Origin of the sequence: Microbacterium sp. NPDC056003 (genome assembly GCF_042274785.1) — a bacterium.
Lineage (GTDB): Bacteria > Actinomycetota > Actinomycetes > Actinomycetales > Microbacteriaceae > Microbacterium.
The window spans coordinates 65969-86204 of sequence record NZ_JBHJXQ010000004.1; the positions used below are offsets into that span (position 1 = coordinate 65969).

Consider the following 20236-nt stretch of genomic DNA (forward strand, 5'->3'; position numbering starts at 1 on the left):
GCACCGTGACGCGTCACGGCACGAGCGTGATCCGGTCCATCGGCCCCGGCGCCACCGGTCCGGCGAGAGTCCGTTCGGTCCGGCGAGCGCGGCGCGCCGCCTTCGGCACCTGTGGATAACTTCGGGATGCCGCTTTCCTCCCTTGCGAGGATGCAGTGGTGCTTTCGTCCACCGCCTCCCCGCCGACGGCGACCCTCGTCGCCGAGCGGGTGCGGGAACGGCTGCGCGCCGAGCGGACCGACCCGTCGCGCGATCCGGAGTTCGCCGCGCACATCGCGCGAGCGGAGGTACGACGCCACAACGACTTCGCCCTCGCCCGCGGGCTCGCGCCGGTCGACGACGAGACGGCGTGCGTGCGCGAGGTGCTCGCCGCGGTCGCCGGCTTCGGTCCGCTGCAGCCGTATCTCGACGACCCGACCGTCGAGGAGCTGTGGATCAATGCCCCCGACCGCATCTTCGTCGCCCGGGGTGGGGTGCCGGAGCGCACACCGCTCGCGCTGACCGACTCGGCGGTGCGCGATCTCGTCGAGCGGATGCTGCAATCCTCGGGTCGACGCGTCGACCTCAGCCAGCCCTTCGTCGACGCGTCGCTGCCCGACGGATCCCGACTGCACGTCGTGATCCCCGACATCACCCGGCGGCACTGGGCGGTCAACGTCCGCAAGTTCCTGCCCGCCTTCCGCGACCTCGACCGGCTCGTGGCTGCACGTTCGATCACCGCCGACGGCGCGGACCTGCTCCGGTCCGCGATGCATCGCGGAGCCTCTGTGATCGTGTCGGGCGCCACGCACGCGGGAAAGACCACACTCCTCGGCGCCATGATCGCCGCCTGTCCGGCCGAGCATCGCATCGTCACCGTCGAGGAGACCTTCGAGCTCGCCGTCGCCGCCACCGACATCGTCGCGCTCCAGGGTCGGCAGCCGAGTCTCGAGGGCACCGGCGAAGTCACGCTGCGGCGCCTCGTGAAGGAGGCGCTGCGCATGCGCCCCGACCGTCTCGTCGTCGGCGAGGTGCGCGACGCCGAGGCACTCGACCTCGTGCTGGCGCTCAACACCGGCGTGCCCGGCGCTGCGACGATCCACGCCAACTCGGGGCGCGAAGCGCTGGGAAAGCTCGCGGCGCTGCCGCTGCTGGCCGGGCGCAACATCGACGCCGCATTCGTGCTGCCGGCGGTCGCGGCATCCGTCGATCTGGTCGTGCATTGCGAGCGGGATGCCGCAGGCCGGCGCCGCGTCGCCGAGATCGTCGAGCCGGTCGGTGTCGACGAGGGCGTGATCTCCGCGCGGACGCTGTATCGAGGCGACGACGCATGACGTTCGTCTGGGGCGCCGTGCTCGCCGCCGGGGCGCTGCTCACCATCTCGCCCTGGCTGTGGCCGCTGCGCGAGCGGCCGGCGCCCGAGGCGTCGCACGGACGCATCGCGCGACTCCTCGAGGGCGCCGGGCTGGCGCGCCTGTCGCCCGGCTCGGTGATCGTCGTGGCCGCCTGCGCCGGGGTGGTCGGCGCGGCCGTGTCGTGGATCGTCGCGCAGGTGCCGGCGCTGAGCCTCGTCGCTGCCGTCGCGTGCGCCGTCGCGCCGTTCGCGTGGCTGCGCGCTCGGCGGTCCCGGCTCGTGCGCGTGCGTCGCGGCCTCTGGCCCGACGTGTGCGACCTGCTCATCGCATCGGTGCGCGCCGGGATGTCGCTGCCCGACGCCGTCGCGAGTCTCGCGCGGTCCGCGCCCGTCGAGCTGCGGCCGGCCTTCGCGGGGTTCGCACGCGACGTTGCGGCATCCGGTCACTTCGACTCCAGCGCGCAGCGCCTGAAGGTGGCGCTGGCCGATCCGGTCGCCGATCGCATCATCGAGACGCTGCGCATGGCGCGCCAGGTGGGCGGCACCGAGCTGACGCCGGTGCTGCGTGCGCTGTCCGCCTCGGTGCGCGCCGACAGCGCGCTGCGCGCCGAGGTCGAGTCGCGCCAGTCATGGATCCGCGGCGCCGCCGTGCTCGGCGTCGCCGCCCCCTGGGTCATCCTGTGCCTGCTCGCGATGCGGCCCGAGGGCGCTGAGGCGTACGGCAGTCCCGAAGGGGTCGCTCTCATCCTCGCCGGCGCTGCGGTGTCGTTCGTCGCGTTCCGCGTGATGATCCGGCTCGGACGTCTGCCCGAGCCGCGGAGGTGGTTCGGGTGAGCCTCTTCCCGATGGACGACGTCGCGTTCTCGATCGTGCTCGGAACGGCGCTCGGAGTCGGCGTCTGCCTGCTGCTGTCGCTCGCCCCGCGCGTCGGCGCGCCGAGCCTCGCGCGGCGCATCGCTCCGTACATACGCGACGTGACCGATCCGCGCGGCGTCGGGGACGTCATCGGCGCGGCCGGTCCGGTGCCAGCCCCGTCCCTCGCGTGGCAGGCATTGCAGCAGCGCTTCGCGCGATTCCTGGGCGGCGACGCGGCGCTGGCCCGCCGGCTTCACCAGGCGGGGTGGTCGACGGATGCCGCGGCCTTCCGCGGCCGGCAGCTGGCGTGGTCGATCGCGGGACTGGCGACGGGCGGCGCGCTCGTGGTCGCGGCCGTGCTGCTCGGCCGCGGCTCGCCCTCGCTCGTGGTGCTGCCCCCGCTGTTCGCGGTGGGAGGGATCCTCGGGTACGACGCGTGGCTGTCGCACTCGGCGAGGGCGCGCGTCGCCCGCATCCGCGAAGAGCTCCCGACGGTGCTCGAGTTCGTCGCACTCTGCCTCTCGGCGGGCGAGGGGATCCTCGACTCGCTGCGACGTGTGAGCGAGGTCGGGGCCGGCGAGCTCACGGCGGAGCTGCGCGGAGCGGTGGTGGCCGTCGGCACCGGTTCGCCGCTCCCGGAGGCGCTGGCACGGATGTCGGACGCTCTGCAGATCCCCGCCCTGTCGCGCTCGGTCGACCAGCTCGTCGCCGCAATCGACCGCGGGGCGCCCCTCGCGCAGGTGCTGCACGCCCAGGCGCTCGACGCCCGGGATGACGCCAAGCGCGACCTCATCGAACGCGCGGGGCGCAAAGAGATCTACATGCTCGTGCCGCTGGTCTTCCTCATCCTCCCGCTCAGCGTGCTGTTCGCCGTGTTCCCGGGAGTGTTCATGCTCCGGCTCGGCCTCGGCTGAGTCGCCCTCCACCTCAGTCACGCTCCACCTGACCCCCTCGAAGGAGAGACATGATCCGCCACCAGCTCCAGAATCTGACGTCGCGCCTGCGGGCGTCGTTCGCCGACATCGTCCACGATGACCGCGGCGATGTGCCCGGCTGGGTGCTCATCACGCTGATGACCGCGGGACTGGTCGTCGTCATCTGGGCGCTCGCGGGCCCGGCGCTCGCCGGACTGTTCGAGCAGGCGATCTCGCGCGTCTCCGGCTTCTGATCCGTGCGGGTCCATCGTCCCCTCGATGAGGAGGGCTCCAGCCCGGTCGAGTTCGTGCTCGTCGGAGCGCTGCTCACCGTGCTGACGCTGGGGGTGCTCCAGTTCGGCGTGGCGGTCTACGTGCGCAACGTCGTGCACGATGCCGCCGTCGAGGGGGCGTACCACGCGGCCCTCGCCGACACCTCGCTCGACGACGGGGCGCGGCGCACCCGCGAGATCGTGTCGCGCACGGTCGGCGAGGAGTACGCCACCGACATCGATGTGCGCGAGACGGATGCGCTGGGCCACATGTCCGTCGAGGTGACGGTGCGTGCGATGCTGCCGCTGGTCGGACTGCTGGGCGCTCCGCGCACGATGGAGGTGACAGCCCGTGCGCCGGTCGAGTCCTTCGGCTGATCCGCTGTCCGCTCTGCCCGACGACGGCGAGCGGGGATCCGCCGCGCTGGAGTTCATCCTCGTCGGTCTGCTGCTCCTCGTGCCGCTCGTCTACCTCGTCGGTGCGCTCGGCCTCGTCCAGGGGCAGTCGCTGGGCGCCGAAGCGGGTGCGCGCCATATCGCGCGTGCCGTTGCGACGGCCACGGATGACGCCGACGCCGCGCAACGTGCCGACCTCGTGCTCGACTCCATCACCCGCGAGTACGGGCTCGATCCCGCATCCGTCGACGTGGCGTTCGCCTGCCGACCGGCCGGGGCCGCGTGCCCGCGCGCCGGCGCGACGCTGGTCGTGACCCTGCGGACGCGGGTGGCACTTCCGCTCGTACCGCCCGTGTTCGGGCTCGATCGCCTCGCGAGCATTCCGCTCGAGGCGTCCGCCGCGCAGAAGGTGTCGCGCTTCTGGGGATCGCGATGAGGGCCCGCCCGTCCTGCGACGCTCGTGCACGGCGCCGGGGATCGGATGACGAGGGCAGCGTGCTGCTGCTGACCCTCGGCTACGGCGTTCTCGCGCTCGTCGCCATCCTGGTGTGCGCCGATGCCACCAGTCTCTATCTGGCGCAGAAACGGCTGGACTCGCTGGCGGATGCCGCGGCCCTCGCGGCCGCCGACGGCTTCGTGCTGTCCGTTGACGACGGCGAGCCGGTCGCCGAGCTGACGACGGCGCACGTCCGCGACCAGGCGCAGACGATGGTGGATGAGCTCGGTGCCGGCGCGACGCTGCTGTCGGCCGGCACGCCCGATGGGCTCTCAGCCCGGGTGACGGTCGCCGCGACGTGGCGGCCGCCTGTCCTGACGCTCTTCGTGCCCGATGGCGTGGCGCTGGAGGCCACGGCGACGAGCCGCACCGCGCTGCGCTGACGATCGAGCACGCTTCAGCAGAAGGGCGTCGCGCCCTCCCATGCGGCGCCGGCCGGCTCGACGCCCTCCCGCGTGACCTGCGCCTCGATCAGACCATAGGGGCGGTCGGCGGCGTAGAACACCTCGTTGGGGTTGTCGAGGCCGAACGGCGCGAGGTCGACGGCGAAGTGGTGCTTGTTCGGGAGGGAGAACCGCATCTCGGCGATCTCGTCGTGCGCCTCGAGCACCGCGGTGCCCAGTTCGAACATCGTCGTCTGCAGCGCCGCCGAGAATCGCCGCGTGAACTCCTCCAGCAGAGTGCGCTTCACGTCGGCGTATACGGCGTTGTAGTCGACCTCCGCGCCGGGGAGGTACCGCCAGCGGGTCGCGACGTCGGTCGCGAGGATCCGGTCGCGGGTCTCGGCGAGCGTCGTGTAGCGGTCCTTGGGGTAGCCCTCGAACCCCGATGCGGTGGTCTTCAGCAGAGTCAGGCCGTGCAGTCCGCCGAGCACATGCCGCTGGTCCCCGTCGGCGACGACCACGGCGGTGCGAGTCTCCTGGCCCGCCCGCACGAACGCGTGGTCGTGCGGGTCGCCGTCGACGTGGATCCGCTGCCATGCGTAGCTCTCGGCGGTCCACCGGCCGCCCGTGACCCACTCGAACGAGCCGGTGAAGTGGTCGGCCAGGCGGAGCAGGAACTCCTCGGGCGACCCGATCCCGTCACGCGCGAAGGCGAACACGGTGTTCTTCTGCGTGTCGGTCGGAACGACGTGACGGTTGTCGCCGGTGAGGTGGGCGGCGGTGAAGTCACCGCGCAACTGTGAGGTGACGCTCAGGTCCTCGATCTCGTGACGGGGGTCGTCGCGCGTCACCTTGACGACCCGCACCTCGGCCTTTCCGTACTGATTCGCTCCCAGGATGATGCTCATCGATGCTCAGCTTCCTCGGTAGGTGGAGTAGGCGAAGGGGCTCAGCAGCAGCGGCACGTGGCAGTGCGACTCGTCGACGCGGAAGGTCAGCACCGCCTCGGGATAGAACGTCGGTGTGCCCTGCGCGTCGAAGTACGCACCGGTGTCGAACTGCAGCCGGTAGTCGCCGGGGGCGAGTCTCTCGGGCCCGAGCTGCGACGCCCGGCCGTCGGCATCCGTCACCGCTTCTGCGATCGGCTGCCAGGCGTCGCCGTCGCGGGTGAGCAGCTGCACTGCCACGCCGCTCGCCGGCCTGCCACGGGCCGCGTCGAGCACGTGCGTCGTGATGTGCGACACGCTCATGGCTGCACCATCCCCTCCAGTCGCAGCAGCGCGATCTCGCGCAGCTGTTCTCCCACGACCCGGGCTTCGGTGTCGGGGTCGTTCTCCAGTCGCGTGCGCAGCGCGGCCAGGATCTCGGGCGCGTCCCTGCCGGCGGCGCGGATGAGGAACACCCGCCCGAACCGCTCCTCGTACGCGCGATTGCCGTCGCGCAGCGCGCGTTGCACGTCGGCGTCGGCGGGGTCGACCGCCGCCTGCTCCGCCCGCGACAGCGTCGCCTCGCGACTGTCGCCCCGTGCGCGCTCGCCGATGCGCGGATGGTGTGCGAGCGCCGCGTCGACCTCGTCCGGCGTGAACGGGTCGGCTGCGCTCGCCGCCTCCGCGAGCAGTTCGCGGATCGACGCGTACGGCCGGCGATCGGCCAGCTGCTCGCACCAGCGCGTCACATCGGCGCACGTCCGCAGCGCGGCGATCGCCTCGGCCCGGTCGGCGCCGTTGAACTCCTCACGCCGCATGCGCCACCTCCATCCGCCGCGTGAGCAGGCGTCCGCGCGGGACCTCGCGGTCGATACGGGCGCCGGCGAGGTAGGCGGCCCGCACGACGCCGGTCAGCTCGCGGCCGTCGTATGGGCAGATCGGATGCCGGTGCTCGAGCGACCGCGCATCGACGACGAACGTCTCCTCCGGCGCGAACACCGCGAAGTCCGCCGCGGCGCCGGCCGCGATCCGGCCCTTGTCGGCCAGGCCCGCGCGCGCAGCAGGCTTCGCGGCCATGAGGTCGACGACGCGTTCCAGTCGGAGCCCGCGCTTGCGCGCCTCCGTCCACACGAGCGGCAGCCCGAGCTGCAGCGAGGCGATCCCGCCCCACGCGACCTCGAAGTCCCCGTCACCGGCGTTCTTCAGGTCGGGCGTGCTGGGGGAGTGGTCCGACACGATGACGCCGATCGTCCCGTCCGCCAGACCCCGCCACAGCGCATCCCGGTTGGCGGCGTCGCGGATCGGCGGGCAGCATTTGCACACGGTGGCCCCGGTCGCGATCTCCTCCGCGGTGAGGGTGAGGTAGTGCGGGCAGGTCTCCACGGTCAGATCGACGCCGCGCCGCCGCGCCTCCGCGATGCGGTCGAGCGAGCCTGCGTTGCTCAGGTGCAGGATGTGGGCTGCCGCCCCGGTCGCCTCGGCGAACCGGATGACGTCGGCGATCGCGGCGTCTTCGGCTTCGCCCGGCCTCGAGGCGAGGAAGTCGGCGTACTCGCGACCACCCCGGTGCGGTGCCGCCTCGATCGTGTGCGCGTCTTCGGCGTGCACGATCAGCAAGGATCCGAGCGCGGCGACGACCGCCATCGCCTCGCCCATCTCTTCAGTGGTGACGGCGGGGAACTCGTCGACGCCCGACGGAGCCAGGAAGCATTTGAAGCCGAACACGCCGGCCTCGGTGAGCGGACCCAACTGGGCGAGGTTGCCGGGCACGACGCCGCCCCAGAAGCCGACATCGACGTGGACGCGACCCGCGGCCGCAGAGCGCTTCTCGGCGAGGGCTGCGACCGAGACCGTGGGCGGGATGCTGTTGAGCGGCATGTCGACGATCGTCGTCACGCCGCCGGCGGCTGCGGCGCGGGTGGCCGACTCGAAGCCCTCCCACTCGGTGCGGCCCGGCTCATTCACGTGCACGTGCGTGTCGACGAGCCCGGGCAGCAGCACCTCGCCGTCGCGCAGTTCGACGAGGGACTCGGCATCCCGTCCCGTTCCGATCTCACCGATATGCGTCACCACGCCATCGCGGACGCCCACGTCGGCCGGACGGAAGGCGCCGTCGATGAGCACGCGTGCCGCGCGGAAGACGGTGTCGAACGCCACGTCAGGCCCCGGTCAGGCGGATCTGGCGGTTCACGTCCTTGTACAGCAGGTAGCGGAACGGCCCCGGTCCGCCCGCGTAGCAGGCCTGCGGGCAGAAGGCGCGCAGCCACAGGAAGTCGCCCGCCTCGACCTCGACCCAGTCGCCGTTGAGCCGGTACACGCCCGTGCCCTCGAGCACGAACAGGCCGTGCTCCATCACGTGCGTCTCGGCGAAGGGGATCGATCCGCCCGGCTGGAACGTCACGATGTTGACGTGCATGTCGTGCGCGACGTCGTCGGGGTCGACGAACCGGGTCGTCGCCCACGCGCCGTCCGTGTCGGGCATGGGCTCGGGTGCGACGTCCTGATCCCGGGTGACGAAGGATGCCGCGGCATGGCCTTCGACCGGCTCGTACGCTTTGCGGATCCAGTGGAAGCTCGTCGGCTCAGCGCTCTCGTTCACGAGCGACCACGTCTCGCCCGCTGCCAGGTACGCGTAACCGCCGGGTTCGAGCACGTGCCGCTCGCCGGCGAGCAGGAGTGTCAGCGCGCCCGACGTGACGAACACCACGCCCTCCACGCCCGCCTCCCGCTCGGGGCGTTCGGCGCCGCCTCCCGCGCCGATCTCGACGATGAGCTGCGAGAACGTGGTCGAGAAGCCCGCGATCGGCCGGGCGAGGATCCAGGCGCGCGTCGAGGTGAAGCCGGGCAGGCTGCTCGTGACGATGTCGCGCAGCACCCCCTTCGGGATGACCGTGTAGGCCTCCGTCACGAGGGCGCGATCGGTCAGCAGCTCGGTCTGGGCGGGCAGTCCGCCCGACGGGGTGAAATAGGTCATGCGGACTCCTCAGCCGGGGGACCAGGACGGGCGGGATGCGCGAGCGCGGTGAGCGTGTCGACGCCGACGCCCACGTCGGCGATGACCTCTTCTGCGTCGATCGCGCCGCACTGCACACCGCGCTGCAGGAACCACGCCAGCGCCCGTGCGGTCGCGGGCTCGTCGAGCACGGTGCCGACCCGGCTCTGCAGATACCCGGTGAGGCGGGCCGCGGCATCCGGATATCCCTCCCGGAAGAACGCGTATGTGGCGAGATACCGGGTCAGCAGCTGGTGGGGGTGGAGGTCCCAGCCCTGGAAGATCCCGCGCTCGAGGGCACGACGCACGAGCCGGGCATGCAGGACCCACGCGTCGAGGGCGCCGTCGCCGACCGGCAGGATGTGGGTCGAGCCGTCGGAGAGCCGGATGCCGGTGCCCGCGACCGCGAGCTGCATGAGATCTTTCGCCAGGTCGGCGGCGGGGTGCTCGAGCGACTGGTGGCGGGCGGAGATCCCGATCGCCGCGGTGTAGTCGTAGGTGCCGAAGTGCAGCGAGGTGACCCGCCCGTCGCCGGCGGCGGCCAGCTGCGCGAGCGGCACCCGGCCGTCTCGGCCGAGGACGATCTGCGGTGTCTCGATCTGCACCTCGAATCGCACGGCGCGCTCAGGCAGCTCGTGCGCGCGCTCGAGCGCGTCGCCGACCACCACCATCGCCTCGACCTGCGCGAGCGTCGACACCTTGGGAAGCGTCAGCATCAGCGCGGCGGGCAGTCCGCGCCGCTCGAGGAGGGTGCCGAGGAACAGATCGAGTGTGCGCAGGCTGCGCGCCCGGGTCGACTGCTCGAGACTCTTGACGCGGATGCCGATGAACGGCGGTGCCGCGCCGGCTTCGAGCGCCTCGGCGACGAGACGGGCGGCCTCGACGGCATGGGCGTCTTCCACGTCGTCGCCGCGGTCGCCGTAGCCGTCCTCGAAGTCCAGTCGCAGGTCTTCTATCGGCTCGCGCGTCAGCTTCGCCTGTGCTCGCCGGGCGACCTCGTGGGCGAGCGACGGCTGCAGGCCGATGCGTTCCGCCAGCACGGTCAGCCCGCCGGCGTCGACGGCGGCGTCCAGCGCTGCGGCGCCCCACTGCGCAGCCAGAGCCGGGGCCATGCGGTCCGCCGGGACGTACACGGTGTGCACGGGCTGCCGTGAGCCGTCGTCTCCCGGGTAGGCGGTGCGCAGCAGGTCGTCGGTTTCGCGCAGCGAGGCGTCGACGTGATCGAGCACCGCAGGCGTGAGCGCGCGGCCGGATGGGCTCATCGGCGGTGCCTCCTTTGGCGGCCGACCTTCGTGGTTCCCTCATCGTGGCGCACGCGCGGAGCGATCGCCACACTGCCGACCGACAACGGTGCCGGCGAACGACAGTGCCGACGTACAATCGCGCAAGAGGAGCTCACTTGGCTGACAACGTCGTTACCGTGAATGGGATCCGCCGGCCGCTGGACGGCGTGCCGGTGAACGCGAACGCGCTCGATTGGCTGCGGTCCGTCGGATTGACGGGGAGCAAGGAAGGCTGCGCCGAGGGCGAGTGCGGCGCGTGCGCGATGCTGGTGCTCGGCCCGGACGGCGACGGTGCGTCGGCGTGGGTACCCGTCAACTCGTGCCTCATGCCCGTCCACTCGCTGGAGGGCCAAGAGGTCGTGACTGCCGAGGGGCTCGGTTCGCCGGAGGCGCTGCACCCCGTGCAGGCGCGCCTTGCCGAGGCGGGCGGATCGCAGTGCGGCTACTGCACACCCGGGTTCGTGTGCAGCATGGCGGCTGAGTTCTATCGCGCCGACCGGACACCGCCGGAGGAACGCGACACCGGGCATCGCGAGCGCGGCCCGAACGGCTTCGACCTGCACGCCCTGAGTGGCAACCTGTGCCGCTGCACGGGATACCGGCCCATCCGTGACGCTGCCTACGCGCTCGGGATGCCGGACCCCGGCGATGCGCTCGCCGAGCGCCGCTCGCGGCCTGCGCCGGAAGCCGCGCCCGCCGATCGCGTCGTCGACGGCGCGCGCTTCGTGCGTCCCGCCGGGCTCGACGAGACGCTGCGGCTGCTGCGCGACGAGCCGGAGGCGACCGTCGTCGCCGGGGCGACGGACTGGGGCGTCGAGGTCAGCCTTCGGGGCCGACGGGCCGCGCTCGCCGTCGCAATCGACCGGATTCCCGAACTCCGCGCACTCGCGGTCAGCGAGGACGTCATCGAGATCGGCGCCGCGCTGACGCTGTCCGAGATCGAACGCGGGCTCGGCGGGCGGGTCCCGCTGCTGGCCGAGCTCATCCCGCAGTTCGCCTCGCGCCTCATCCGCAACAGCGCCACGCTCGGCGGGAATCTCGGCACGGCATCACCGATCGGCGACGCGGCACCCGCACTGCTCGCCCTCGATGCGCGTGTGGTGCTGGCTTCGCTCGACGGTGATCGCGAGGTCGAGCTGGCCGACTACTTCACGGGCTATCGCGAAACGGTGCGGCGCCCGGACGAGCTCATCCGCGACGTGCGCATCCCCCTCCCGCTCGCGTCGGTGACCGCGTTCCACAAGATCGCGAAGCGGCGGTTCGACGACATCTCCAGCGTGGCGATCGCATTCGCCCTCGATCTCGACGGCGGAGTCGTCACAGCTGCCCGCATCGGCCTGGGCGGGGTCGCCGCGACGCCGCTGCGCGCGCGTGCGACGGAGCAGCGGCTCGCCGGCGAGCCCTGGGACATCGCCACGGTGCGCGCAGCCTCGGCCGTGCTCGGGTCGGAGGGCACACCGATGTCGGACCACCGCGCGAGCGCGGACTACCGGGCCCTGATGCTGAGCAACTCGCTCCTGAAGCTCCACGGTGCCACGGCGGGAGACGTCGAGCGGGCGGGGGTCACGGCATGAGTGAGCTCTCCGAACGTCCCGACGACGCCGTCGTCGGCATCCCGGTTCCGCACGAGAGTGCGACGCTGCACGTCACCGGCGCCGCCGCCTACACCGACGACCTCGCGGTCTCGGCAGCGGGCGTGCTCACGGCCTGGCCTGTGCAGTCCACCGCTGCTCACGCCTACGTCGACGTCGACCCCTCGGGCGCCTACCGGGTTCCGGGTGTCGTGCGCGTGCTCACCGCGGAGGACGTGCCGGGAATCAACGACGCCGGCGTCAAGGAGGACGAGCCGCTCTTCCCGCGCGAGGCGATGTACCACGGGCACGCGGTCGCCTGGGTGCTCGGCGAGACACCCGAGGCAGCGCGCCTGGGCGCCGCCGCCGTGGTGGTCCGGTACCAGCCGCTGCCGAGCATCCTCACCCTCACCGAGGCGATCGCCGCGGGCGCGTTCCAGGGTGTGCAGCGCACGGTCGAGCGTGGGGACGCGGTCGCCGCGCTCGCTCGGGCGCGGTTCGTATTCGAGGGCGTGACCGAGCTCGGCGGCCAGGAGCACTTCTACCTCGAGACGCAGGCCGCGCTCGCGGTGCGCGACTCCGAGGGCCAGTACTTCGTGCAGTCGTCGACGCAGCACCCCAGCGAGACGCAGGAGATCGTCGCGCATGTGCTGGGCGTGCTGTCGAGTCAGGTGACGGTGCAGACGCTGCGGATGGGCGGCGGGTTCGGCGGCAAGGAGATGCAGCCGCACGGTCTCGCCGCGATCGCCGCGCTCGGCGCGAAGCTCACCGGTCGCCCGGTGCGGCTGCGGCTGAACCGCACGCAGGACATCACGATGACCGGGAAGCGGCACCCGTTCCACATCTCGTGGCGCGCCGGATTCGACGAAGGCGGCGGACTGCTGGCGCTCGACGCGACGCTCACGTCCGACGGCGGGTGGTGCCTCGACCTGTCGGAACCGGTCATGAGCCGGGCGCTCTGCCACATCGACAACGCCTACTGGATTCCGCACGTGCGCGCGCTCGGACGCATCGTCCGGACGAACAAGCCGTCGAACACCGCCTTCCGCGGCTTCGGCGGCCCCCAGGGCGTCTTCCTCATCGAAGACATCCTCGGCCGCGTCGCGCCCCTTCTCGGGAAGGACCCGATCGACCTCCGGCGGCAGAACCTCTACGGCGAGGGACAGCTCACGCCCTACGGGCAGCCGGTGAAGGATGCCGCGCGCATGCCTGCCATCTGGGACCAGCTGCGCGCGGAGAGCGATGTCGACGTCCGCCGAGAGCAGGTGCGGGCGTTCAACGCGTCGCACGAGCACGTCAAGAGGGCGATCGCGATGACGCCGATCAAGTTCGGCATCTCGTTCAACTTCACCGCGTTCAACCAGGCGGGTGCTCTCGTGCACGTCTACAAGGACGGCTCCGTTCTCGTGAACCACGGCGGCACCGAGATGGGCCAGGGCCTCCACACGAAGATGCTGCAGGTGGCCGCGACCACGCTGGGCCTGCGACTGGACCAGGTGCGCCTGGCACCCACGCGCACCGACAAGGTGCCGAACACGTCTGCGACGGCGGCGTCGGCCGGAGCGGACCTCAACGGCGGTGCCGTCAAGAACGCGTGCGACCAGCTGCGGGTGCGAATGGCGTCGGTCGCGGCGGGAATGCTGGGAGCGGATGCCGGCGCCGTGCGCTTCGCGCAGGGATGGGTCTCGGCAGCGGGCGTCGATACGCGGCTCACCTTCGCCGAGGTCGCCCGCGAGGCCTACCTGCAGCGGGTTCAGCTGTTCGCCGCGGGCTACTACCGCACCGAAGGACTCCACTGGGACGGCGTGCGCATGCAGGGATCGCCGTTCAAGTACTTCGCGTACGGTGCGGCCGCCGCCGAGGTCGAGGTGGACGGGTTCACGGGAGCGACGCTGCTGCGCAGGGTGGACATCGTGCACGACGTCGGCGACTCGCTCTCGCCCCTGATCGACATCGGTCAGATCGAGGGCGGCTTCGTGCAGGGCGTCGGATGGCTGACTCTCGAGGAGCTGCGGTGGGACACCGGCGACGGTCCGAGCCGCGGGCGGCTGCAGACGCAGGCCGCGAGCACGTACAAGCTTCCGAGCTTCTCGGAGATGCCCGAGGAGTTCCACGTGCGGCTCTTCGACGACGCGCGTGAAGACGGAGCCGTGTACGGCTCGAAGGCGGTGGGGGAGCCGCCGCTGATGCTGGCGTTCAGCGTGCGGGAGGCGATCCGCGCGGCCGTCCAGGCGTTCGGGCCGGCAGGCCACAGTGTGGAGCTCGCGTCGCCGGCGACTCCTGAGGCGGTGTTCTGGGCCATCCGGTCCGCGCAGGCGGCAGGCGACGCCGTGGAGCCCGGCGCGGCGTCGGTCTTCGCCGATGCACGGCGCTGAGGCACTCCGCCATGGACTGGGTCGACGCGCTGCAACGGCTGCGTGAGGCGCGCACGCCGGCGGTCATCGTGACGCTCGCGATGGTCCGTGGGCACGCGCCCCGCAACGGCGGCGCGAAGCTCGTCGTGTCGCCCGATGCCCTGTTCGGCACGGTCGGCGGTGGGAATCTGGAGGCCACGGCCATCGCGCAGGCGCGCGAGATGCTCGTGACCGGCACCGACGAGCCGCGCCTGCTCACGCTGACGCTGAGCGACAAGTCGACGACTGAGTACGGCATCCAGTGCTGCGGGGGAGAGGTGACCATGCTGCTCGAACCGGTCCGAGCCATGCCGACGGTGGTGGTCTTCGGTCTCGGCCACGTCGGGATCGAGCTGGCGCGTATCCTCGGTCGGCACGAACTGGAGCTCGTGCTCGTCGACGCGCGCGCCGAGATGCTGGCTCCGGCACGGCTGGGCGTGCCCGGCGCGTCGGGCATCCTGGCCGATGCCGTCGCGACCGTTCATGTGCGGCACGCGCCGGTGCCGGAAACGGTCATCGCCGACGTGCCGCCGGGCGCGCACGTGCTCGTCATGACCCACGACCACGGGGAAGACCTCGCCATCACCGATCAGGCGCTGCGACGCGACGACCTCGGATCGATCGGGCTGATCGGCTCGTCGTCCAAGTGGGCGCGCTTCCGCAGCAGGCTCACCGAGCTCGGACACACAGAGAGCGGACTTGCCCGGGTGACGACCCCGATCGGCATCCCCGAGATCCGCGGCAAGGCACCCGCGTCGATCGCCGTCAGTGTCGCGGCGCGCACCCTGCAGCTCATCGAGGCTGCGGCGGTGACCGCGCACGAGTGAGCGTGGGTCGTCAGTACTCGACGCGCCGGTCGTTGCGGCCCCATGCGACGAAGGGTGCGGTGTGCCCGTCCGCGGGTAGCCCGATGCGCTCGACGGGGAGGATCGCGCGGTCTTCGGGCATGCCGTCGAAGTACCGGTAGAAGCGGGCGTCGTCGAACCCTGCCGCAGCGGCGTCGTCGCGGTCGGCGGCGAAGTACACCCGGTCGATGCGCGCCCACAGTGACGTCGCGAGGCACATCGGGCAGGGCTCGCAGCTCGCGTACAAGGTGGCTCCGGAGAGGTCGAACGTGCCGACCGCCTGGCACGCACGGCGGATCGCGACGACCTCGGCATGCGCCGACGGGTCGAGGTCGGCGGTCACCCGGTTGACGCCTTCGAAGACCTGTCCGTCGCGCGTGACGACGACGGCTCCGAACGGACCCCCGGACTCGCCGGCGTTGGCGGTCGCGATGTCGACGGCGCGCGCCAGGAGATCAGCGGCCCCCGGCGACGGCCCTGTGGGCGAAGGCATGCCTCGACCGTACGCCACACGGCGGCGGCGGCACAGCACGCCGTGTGGCGTACGACACAGGGTCCCACCCGCCGAAGCGGACAGGACCCTGCGGTCGATCGTCAGGAGCGTCAGTGCCGGTGGCCTCCTCCGTGGCCTCCGCCCTTGGCGGGCGTGGCCTGGAACGCCTTCACGATCTCCTGCGAGAAGGTGTTGCCCGCGGCATCCGTCGCCCTGACCCGGAGATCGACCCAGCCGCCCTTGTCGGACACGGGGACCTGCGCGGCATAACCGCGGACCCACGCGCGCGACTCGACGAAGATGTCGCCGCTGTGCTCGACCGCACCCGTGGGGGCTTCGGTCTTGGCCGGCTTCAGCGCGACGGACTTCCACTCACCGCCTGCGGCGCGGTACTCGAGCGTCGCCGTGGTGATCGCACCCGAGGGAGCGCTGCCCGCGACATGACCGAGTTCGAGACCGAGCGAGACGCCCGTTCCCTTGCGCCGCCCTTCGCCCACCATGTTGTCCTTGTTGACGTCGACGTCGTAGAACGCCTGGATCATCGGCAGCAGGCGGTAGTTCCAGTCGCCCAGCTTTCCTGCGGAGCGGAACGTCCAGTCGCTGACCGTCTTGGTGGAACCGGCGAGGTGGGTGCCGGGGTGGGTCGCGGTGCTCACCACGCGCCACTCCTGCTCACCGTCGGGCAGGTCGAACAGGTTCGCTCCCTGGTGCTCGGTCTGCCTGATCAGCTCGCCGTCGATGTAGACGTCAGTGAGCTGCTGGACCGTCGAGTCGGGCATCCAGGTGTCGAACGTGCCGGTGTGATCGGCGTTGCCGCCGTCGGCCCAGCTCGGCACGTTGATCTGCACGTAGTCCGACACCCGGTAGGGGACCCAGAAGCCGGTGGCGACGTACGGGCGGACGATCCCGCCGAAGTACTCCTCGCTCGAACGCTGGCCACGCTCGTACGTGCGCAGCTTGTCGCGGATCTCCCACATCACCGACGTCACGGCGACCCACTGGTTCCACCGCAGGTTATCGGTGTTGATCCACTCGGCGCGGTCCATGCCGCGCTTGGCGCGGAACGGGAACCCGTTGCCGTACTCGGCACCGGGGACGAAGTCGTAGCGGAACTCCGCGACCTCCTCCTCCTGGCCGTGGTAGCGGGTGTCGATGCGGGCGAGGTCCTTCGACGAGTGCGTGTAGGCGAGGTCCGCGGGGATCTCTCCGTCGCCCCACTCGGCGATGTCGTAGACCACGTCGGTGTCGGGCACGCCAACCGCCGAGAGAGTGATCTTCTTCTTGCCGCCGAGCTGTCCGATGAGCTTGCGCCCCTCGACGCCACTGATGCCCGCGACGGGGATCGTGGCATCCGAATAGTCGATCTCGGAACCGGCCCACGCGTTGAACTCGCGGTCCTCGTTGTTCGCGACGATGACGAGCTTCGCTCCGGCCTGGGCCGCGTTGGCCACCTGCTGCGACACGGACAGATCGTTCCCGCGGGTCACGACGGCGATCTTGCCCTTCACGCCCGCCGCGGCGAGCTCGCCCGGCGTGCCCGCTCCCGCGTCGACGGCGGTCGCTGTGAACGAGCCGTCGAGGAGCTTCGAGCCGCCCAGCACGATGAGATCGAGGGGCTTCTTGCCCTCCCTCAGCGTGAGCAGAGGGGTCTGCAGGCGCCAGCGGACCGTGAAGTCGAAGTCGGCGTCGTCGACCTTCATGGGCTGGGCCCACATCTCGTCGGTCCACACCGGCATCATCGCGCTGACGAAGAAGTCGTCGACCTTCATCTCCAAGCGCTGGAACACCGGTTCCACGCCCTTCGCGCCGACGTGCACCGAGACCTTCTCCGCCGTGCGGGCGTCGAGGGTGACGGTCGTGTCCTGATCGAGCTCGAGAGTCGGCTCGCCCACCATCACCGTGGCGAGCGTGTCGGGTGTGCGCTGGATGTCGAGGTACGAGACGACCGAGTAGTCGCCCTTCATCAGGCGCAGGGTGGTCTCACCGCCCACGAAGATCGGCTCGGCGAACTTCGTCTGCGCGTTCCACAGGTACGCGTACGTGTCGATCGGATTGCCGTCGAAGTCCGTCGCCCTCAGTGTGAGGTCGTACCGCTCAGCCTCGGCGATCGTGCCCAGGGCGGTGCGCACGACGGGTTCGCCGTCCACCGAGCCGATGAGCGCCCCGGACAGCTGCCGGCCCGCCGGCACCTTCGCGGGGTCGACGGTCATCGTGACCGATGCTGTGCCACCGGCGGGGATGGTGAGCGTCTGGGCGTCGATCGTGAGCGCGTCGAGGGCGGCGCGGGCCGACAACGGGCCGGGGCCCACCTCGCCGCCGGGCGTGGTGTCGGCGAGCGTCGGCTCGAGCGTCACGGTGATCTCCGCGGCGGTGCGGTTGGTGTACTCGACTGTGCGCTCGACCGGAGTCGGCTCCTCGCCCCAGGCGAGCATCCCGAAGTCGCCCGAGCCGGAGGCGACGACCGGCGCGTTGAGCGCGGCGTCGATGTCGATGACGCCCGAGCCGCCGGCGTACGCCGAGAACCCGAAGTCGCGTGCGGTGCTCGCGAGCGCCGCCTTGAGCTGCTCGGTCGTGTACTCCGGGTGCGCGCCGAGCAGGATCGCCGCGGCACCGGCGACGTGCGGCGTCGCCATCGAGGTGCCGCTCATCGAGATGTACGAGCCTTCTCCGCCGCTGTCGGCCGAGCGAGCGGCCGTGACGTCGGCGCCCGGTCCGGACACGTTGGGCTTGAGCGCCCCCGAGCGGGAGAGCGGACCCTGGCTCGAGAAGTACGACATTCCGCCGCTCGGGTCGTCGACCGAACCGACGGTGAACGCCTGCTCGGCCGAGCCGGGCGCGCCGATCGTCTCGGGGGCGCCGTTGTTGCCCGCCGCGACCACGAACAGCGCGCCGGTCTCGTCCGCGATCCGGTTGAGCGACTCGGCCATGAGGTCTTTGCCGTCGGACGCCTCCATCGAGCCGAGGCTCATCGAGACGATCGGGGCGTTCTGACCGGCCCACTCCATCGCCTCGATGATCCAGGAGTCCTGGCCGTAGCCGTCGGCGCCGAGCACCTTGCCCACGAGCAGGTCCGCGCGGTCGGCGACGCCGCGGTGCAGCCCGTCGCTCGCGGCGCCCGTGCCGGCGATCGTCGACGCGACATGCGTGCCGTGGCCGTTCGGGTCGCTGTCGACCTCCTCGCCCGGCACGAAGCTCCGCGAGCCGGAGAGCACGCGTCCCTGAAGGTCGGGGTGAGTGTCGTCGTAGCCGGTGTCGAGCACGGCCACCGTGGCGCCCTCGCCGGTGTGACCGGCAGCCCACGCGGACGGTGCGCCGACGAACGGCACGCTCGAGTCGAGCGTCGCCTCGACCTTGCCGTCGAGGTGGATCGCCTCGATGCCGCCCGCGAGCTCGGGAGTCGCGGAGAACGCGCGCGCGGTCGGTGCCGTCAGCGTCTCCCACGCCGCGGCGCTGGACTCGTGGCCGAGCGTGGCGGCGGCGCCCCCGATGCTGGCGAGCTCGGTCTGCACCTCCAGCCCGGGGAGCGGTGCGGCGAAGGTGCGCGCGGCCGCGGCATCCTGTTCCACGATGATCGGGGTCGCGTCGACCGAGGCGTCGTCGTAGCCGAACTCGATCAGCTTCGTGACGTTGAAGAGATCCTGGTCGAGCGCGCCCGAGGCCAGGTACGGGAGTGCGGCGTCGGGGACGACGTGGAGCTCTCCGCCCGCGTCGTACGTGCGCACACCCGCACCATCGACGGCGGTGTCGATGCTGACGGTGTGCGTGCCGTCGCTGAGGTCGGTCACGGTCACGCGATCGCCGGTGATCAGCGTGACGGTGGAGGAGCTGCCGGCGACCGCGTCGGGGGTGGGGGGACCGTCGACGTTCGAGGTCGCGGTCGCCGGCAGAGTCGTGAGGCCGATGCCGGCGATGCCGATCGCCAGACCGCTTGTGGCGGCGACGATCGGACGCAGACGGCGGCCGATGGGTGGGGGATTGGACATGCGGGAACCTCTCGGGGGGTAGGGGATCTGCTACGAAGCTCTCATGCGTTGCGCGTACAGTGGTGGCGGAGAAATGCCATGGCCACCATCCGCCACATCCGGTGGGTGAAGATGGCCGGTGTGGAGAAGGTCACCGTGCTCGATGCACTGGGTCTCGATGAGGAGCACACCGCCGTGTACCGGTGGATCCTTCAGCAGACGTCGGTGTCGGCGTCCGAGGTCGCCGAGGCGCTGAGCATGTCGCTGCCGCGCGTTCGTCCGATCGTGGCCCAGCTCGAGCGACTCGGCCTGGTGGCACGCAAAGCCGCACGCAGCGACCGGTATGTCGCCTCGCCCCCGACGACGGCGCTGCGCCCGCTGCTGCTCGAGCGCGAGCGCGGGCTGACGCGCGCGCACGAAGCGCTCGTCGAGCTGAGTGACCTGTACCGGCGCTCGGCCGAGCAGCGCAGCGTCGCCGATGTCGTCGACGTCGTGATCGGCGACGACGCCGTGCGGCAGCGCATCGCGCAGCTGCAGGCGGCGTCGACCGAGCAGGTGCGTGTGCTCGTCCTGCACGAGGTCGCGCTCGTCAGCGGCGAGGAGAACATCGAGGAGGATCGCGCCCTCGCGCGGGGTGTGCGCTATCGCGTGATCGTCGAGAGCGCCGTGCTCGAGCGACCCGGGTTCCTCACCGCCGCACGCGAGATGGCGCAGATCGGCGAGGAGATCCGGGTGCTCCCCGCCCTTCCGACCCGCATGTTCATCGCTGACGACCAGATGGCCCTCGTGCCCATGCATGCGCAGGGCGATGACGAGGGCTTCGGCGCTCTGCTCATCCATCCGAGCGGCCTCCTCGACCTCGTGATCGCGATCTTCGAGGAGTACTGGAGTCACGCCACCGCGTTCCTCCCCGTCGCCGAGGTGCCCACCACCGAGGAGGTCGACCGAGACCTGCTGCGGCTGCTGCTGTTGGGGGTGACGGATGCCGCGGCCGCGACGCAGCTGGGGATCTCGCTGCGCACGGTCCAGCGCCGGGTGGCCGACCTCATGGAGATCGCCGGTGTGACCACCCGCATGCAGCTCGGCGCGGCGGCCGTGCGCAGGTCGTGGGTCTGAGCGCCG

Annotated in this window: 19 protein-coding genes; 11 read left to right on the forward strand and 8 right to left on the reverse strand. The window is 71.5% G+C overall.

Annotation, left to right across the window (positions count from 1 at the left end; all coding sequences use genetic code 11):
- The first annotated feature begins 158 nt into the window (after positions 1-158).
- The 7 genes from ACFC1W_RS15020 to ACFC1W_RS15050 are packed head-to-tail and all read left to right on the forward strand — an operon-like array spanning position 159 to position 4649.
- Positions 159-1313, forward strand: coding sequence for a CpaF family protein (locus tag ACFC1W_RS15020; RefSeq protein ID WP_375994157.1), 1155 nt, complete (start codon positions 159-161; stop codon positions 1311-1313).
- Positions 1310-2167: a type II secretion system F family protein gene (locus ACFC1W_RS15025; RefSeq protein WP_375994160.1), complete on the forward strand. Its 858-nt coding sequence runs from the start codon at positions 1310-1312 to the stop codon at positions 2165-2167. Before ACFC1W_RS15020 ends, ACFC1W_RS15025 begins: the two co-directional genes overlap by 4 nt.
- Positions 2164-3102: a type II secretion system F family protein gene (locus tag ACFC1W_RS15030; protein ID WP_375994163.1), complete on the forward strand. Its 939-nt coding sequence runs from the start codon at positions 2164-2166 to the stop codon at positions 3100-3102. Before ACFC1W_RS15025 ends, ACFC1W_RS15030 begins: the two co-directional genes overlap by 4 nt.
- A gap of 50 nt (positions 3103-3152) precedes the next feature.
- Positions 3153-3356 carry a hypothetical protein gene (locus ACFC1W_RS15035; RefSeq protein ID WP_375994166.1) on the forward strand — a complete coding sequence of 68 codons (204 nt, stop codon included), beginning with the start codon at positions 3153-3155 and terminating at the stop codon, positions 3354-3356.
- 3 nt (positions 3357-3359) lie between these two features.
- Positions 3360-3752 (forward strand): TadE/TadG family type IV pilus assembly protein, encoded by a 393-nt coding sequence (locus tag ACFC1W_RS15040; protein ID WP_375994168.1) that lies wholly within the window; start codon positions 3360-3362, stop codon positions 3750-3752.
- Positions 3727-4206, forward strand: coding sequence for a TadE family protein (locus ACFC1W_RS15045; RefSeq protein WP_375994171.1), 480 nt, complete (start codon positions 3727-3729; stop codon positions 4204-4206). Before ACFC1W_RS15040 ends, ACFC1W_RS15045 begins: the two co-directional genes overlap by 26 nt.
- 59 nt (positions 4207-4265) lie before the next feature.
- Positions 4266-4649 carry a pilus assembly protein TadG-related protein gene (locus ACFC1W_RS15050; protein WP_375994174.1) on the forward strand — a complete coding sequence of 128 codons (384 nt, stop codon included), beginning with the start codon at positions 4266-4268 and terminating at the stop codon, positions 4647-4649.
- 14 nt (positions 4650-4663) lie between these two features.
- Here ACFC1W_RS15050 and pucL read toward each other — a convergent pair whose 3' ends face one another.
- Genes pucL through ACFC1W_RS15080 form a run of 6 tightly spaced genes read right to left on the reverse strand, consistent with a single transcriptional unit; the run spans position 4664 to position 9829 of the window.
- A complete protein-coding gene (gene pucL, locus ACFC1W_RS15055; RefSeq protein WP_375994177.1) occupies positions 4664-5557 on the reverse strand; it encodes a factor-independent urate hydroxylase in 894 nt (297 codons plus the stop codon).
- A gap of 6 nt (positions 5558-5563) precedes the next feature.
- A complete protein-coding gene (uraH, locus tag ACFC1W_RS15060; protein ID WP_241110281.1) occupies positions 5564-5899 on the reverse strand; it encodes a hydroxyisourate hydrolase in 336 nt (111 codons plus the stop codon).
- Positions 5896-6393, reverse strand: coding sequence for a 2-oxo-4-hydroxy-4-carboxy-5-ureidoimidazoline decarboxylase (gene uraD / locus ACFC1W_RS15065; protein ID WP_375994181.1), 498 nt, complete (start codon positions 6391-6393; stop codon positions 5896-5898). Before uraD ends, uraH begins: the two co-directional genes overlap by 4 nt.
- Positions 6383-7732: an allantoinase AllB gene (gene allB, locus ACFC1W_RS15070; RefSeq protein WP_375994184.1), complete on the reverse strand. Its 1350-nt coding sequence runs from the start codon at positions 7730-7732 to the stop codon at positions 6383-6385. The genes uraD and allB overlap by 11 nt, the downstream gene beginning before the upstream one ends.
- 1 nt (position 7733) lies before the next feature.
- Positions 7734-8549, reverse strand: a complete 816-nt coding sequence (locus tag ACFC1W_RS15075; RefSeq protein ID WP_375994187.1) for a bifunctional allantoicase/(S)-ureidoglycine aminohydrolase — start codon at positions 8547-8549, stop codon at positions 7734-7736.
- A complete protein-coding gene (locus tag ACFC1W_RS15080) occupies positions 8546-9829 on the reverse strand; it encodes a DUF6986 family protein (RefSeq protein WP_375994190.1) in 1284 nt (427 codons plus the stop codon). Before ACFC1W_RS15080 ends, ACFC1W_RS15075 begins: the two co-directional genes overlap by 4 nt.
- Before the next feature lie 137 nt (positions 9830-9966).
- Between ACFC1W_RS15080 and ACFC1W_RS15085 the strand changes: the two genes are divergently transcribed.
- From ACFC1W_RS15085 to xdhC, 3 genes are read left to right on the forward strand one after another with little or no spacing between them, the layout of a single operon-like run.
- On the forward strand, positions 9967-11424 hold the full coding sequence (locus tag ACFC1W_RS15085; RefSeq protein WP_375994193.1) for a xanthine dehydrogenase small subunit: 1458 nt from the start codon (positions 9967-9969) through the stop codon (positions 11422-11424).
- Positions 11421-13796, forward strand: coding sequence for a xanthine dehydrogenase molybdopterin binding subunit (xdhB, locus tag ACFC1W_RS15090; protein WP_375994196.1), 2376 nt, complete (start codon positions 11421-11423; stop codon positions 13794-13796). Before ACFC1W_RS15085 ends, xdhB begins: the two co-directional genes overlap by 4 nt.
- A gap of 11 nt (positions 13797-13807) precedes the next feature.
- On the forward strand, positions 13808-14641 hold the full coding sequence (gene xdhC / locus ACFC1W_RS15095; RefSeq protein ID WP_375994198.1) for a xanthine dehydrogenase accessory protein XdhC: 834 nt from the start codon (positions 13808-13810) through the stop codon (positions 14639-14641).
- A 10-nt stretch (positions 14642-14651) separates the two neighbouring features.
- On the opposite strand, the gene ACFC1W_RS15100 is transcribed toward xdhC, so the two are convergent.
- Positions 14652-15152: a nucleoside deaminase gene (locus tag ACFC1W_RS15100; protein ID WP_375994200.1), complete on the reverse strand. Its 501-nt coding sequence runs from the start codon at positions 15150-15152 to the stop codon at positions 14652-14654.
- Positions 15153-15262: 110 nt separating this feature from the next.
- Complete coding sequence (locus tag ACFC1W_RS15105) at positions 15263-19135, reverse strand: S8 family serine peptidase (protein ID WP_375994203.1); 3873 nt, start codon at positions 19133-19135, stop codon at positions 15263-15265.
- A gap of 78 nt (positions 19136-19213) precedes the next feature.
- Here ACFC1W_RS15105 and ACFC1W_RS15110 point away from each other — a divergent pair, with 78 nt between their 5' ends.
- Positions 19214-20230, forward strand: a complete 1017-nt coding sequence (locus ACFC1W_RS15110; RefSeq protein ID WP_375994206.1) for a helix-turn-helix domain-containing protein — start codon at positions 19214-19216, stop codon at positions 20228-20230.
- Positions 20231-20236 lie beyond the last annotated feature (6 nt).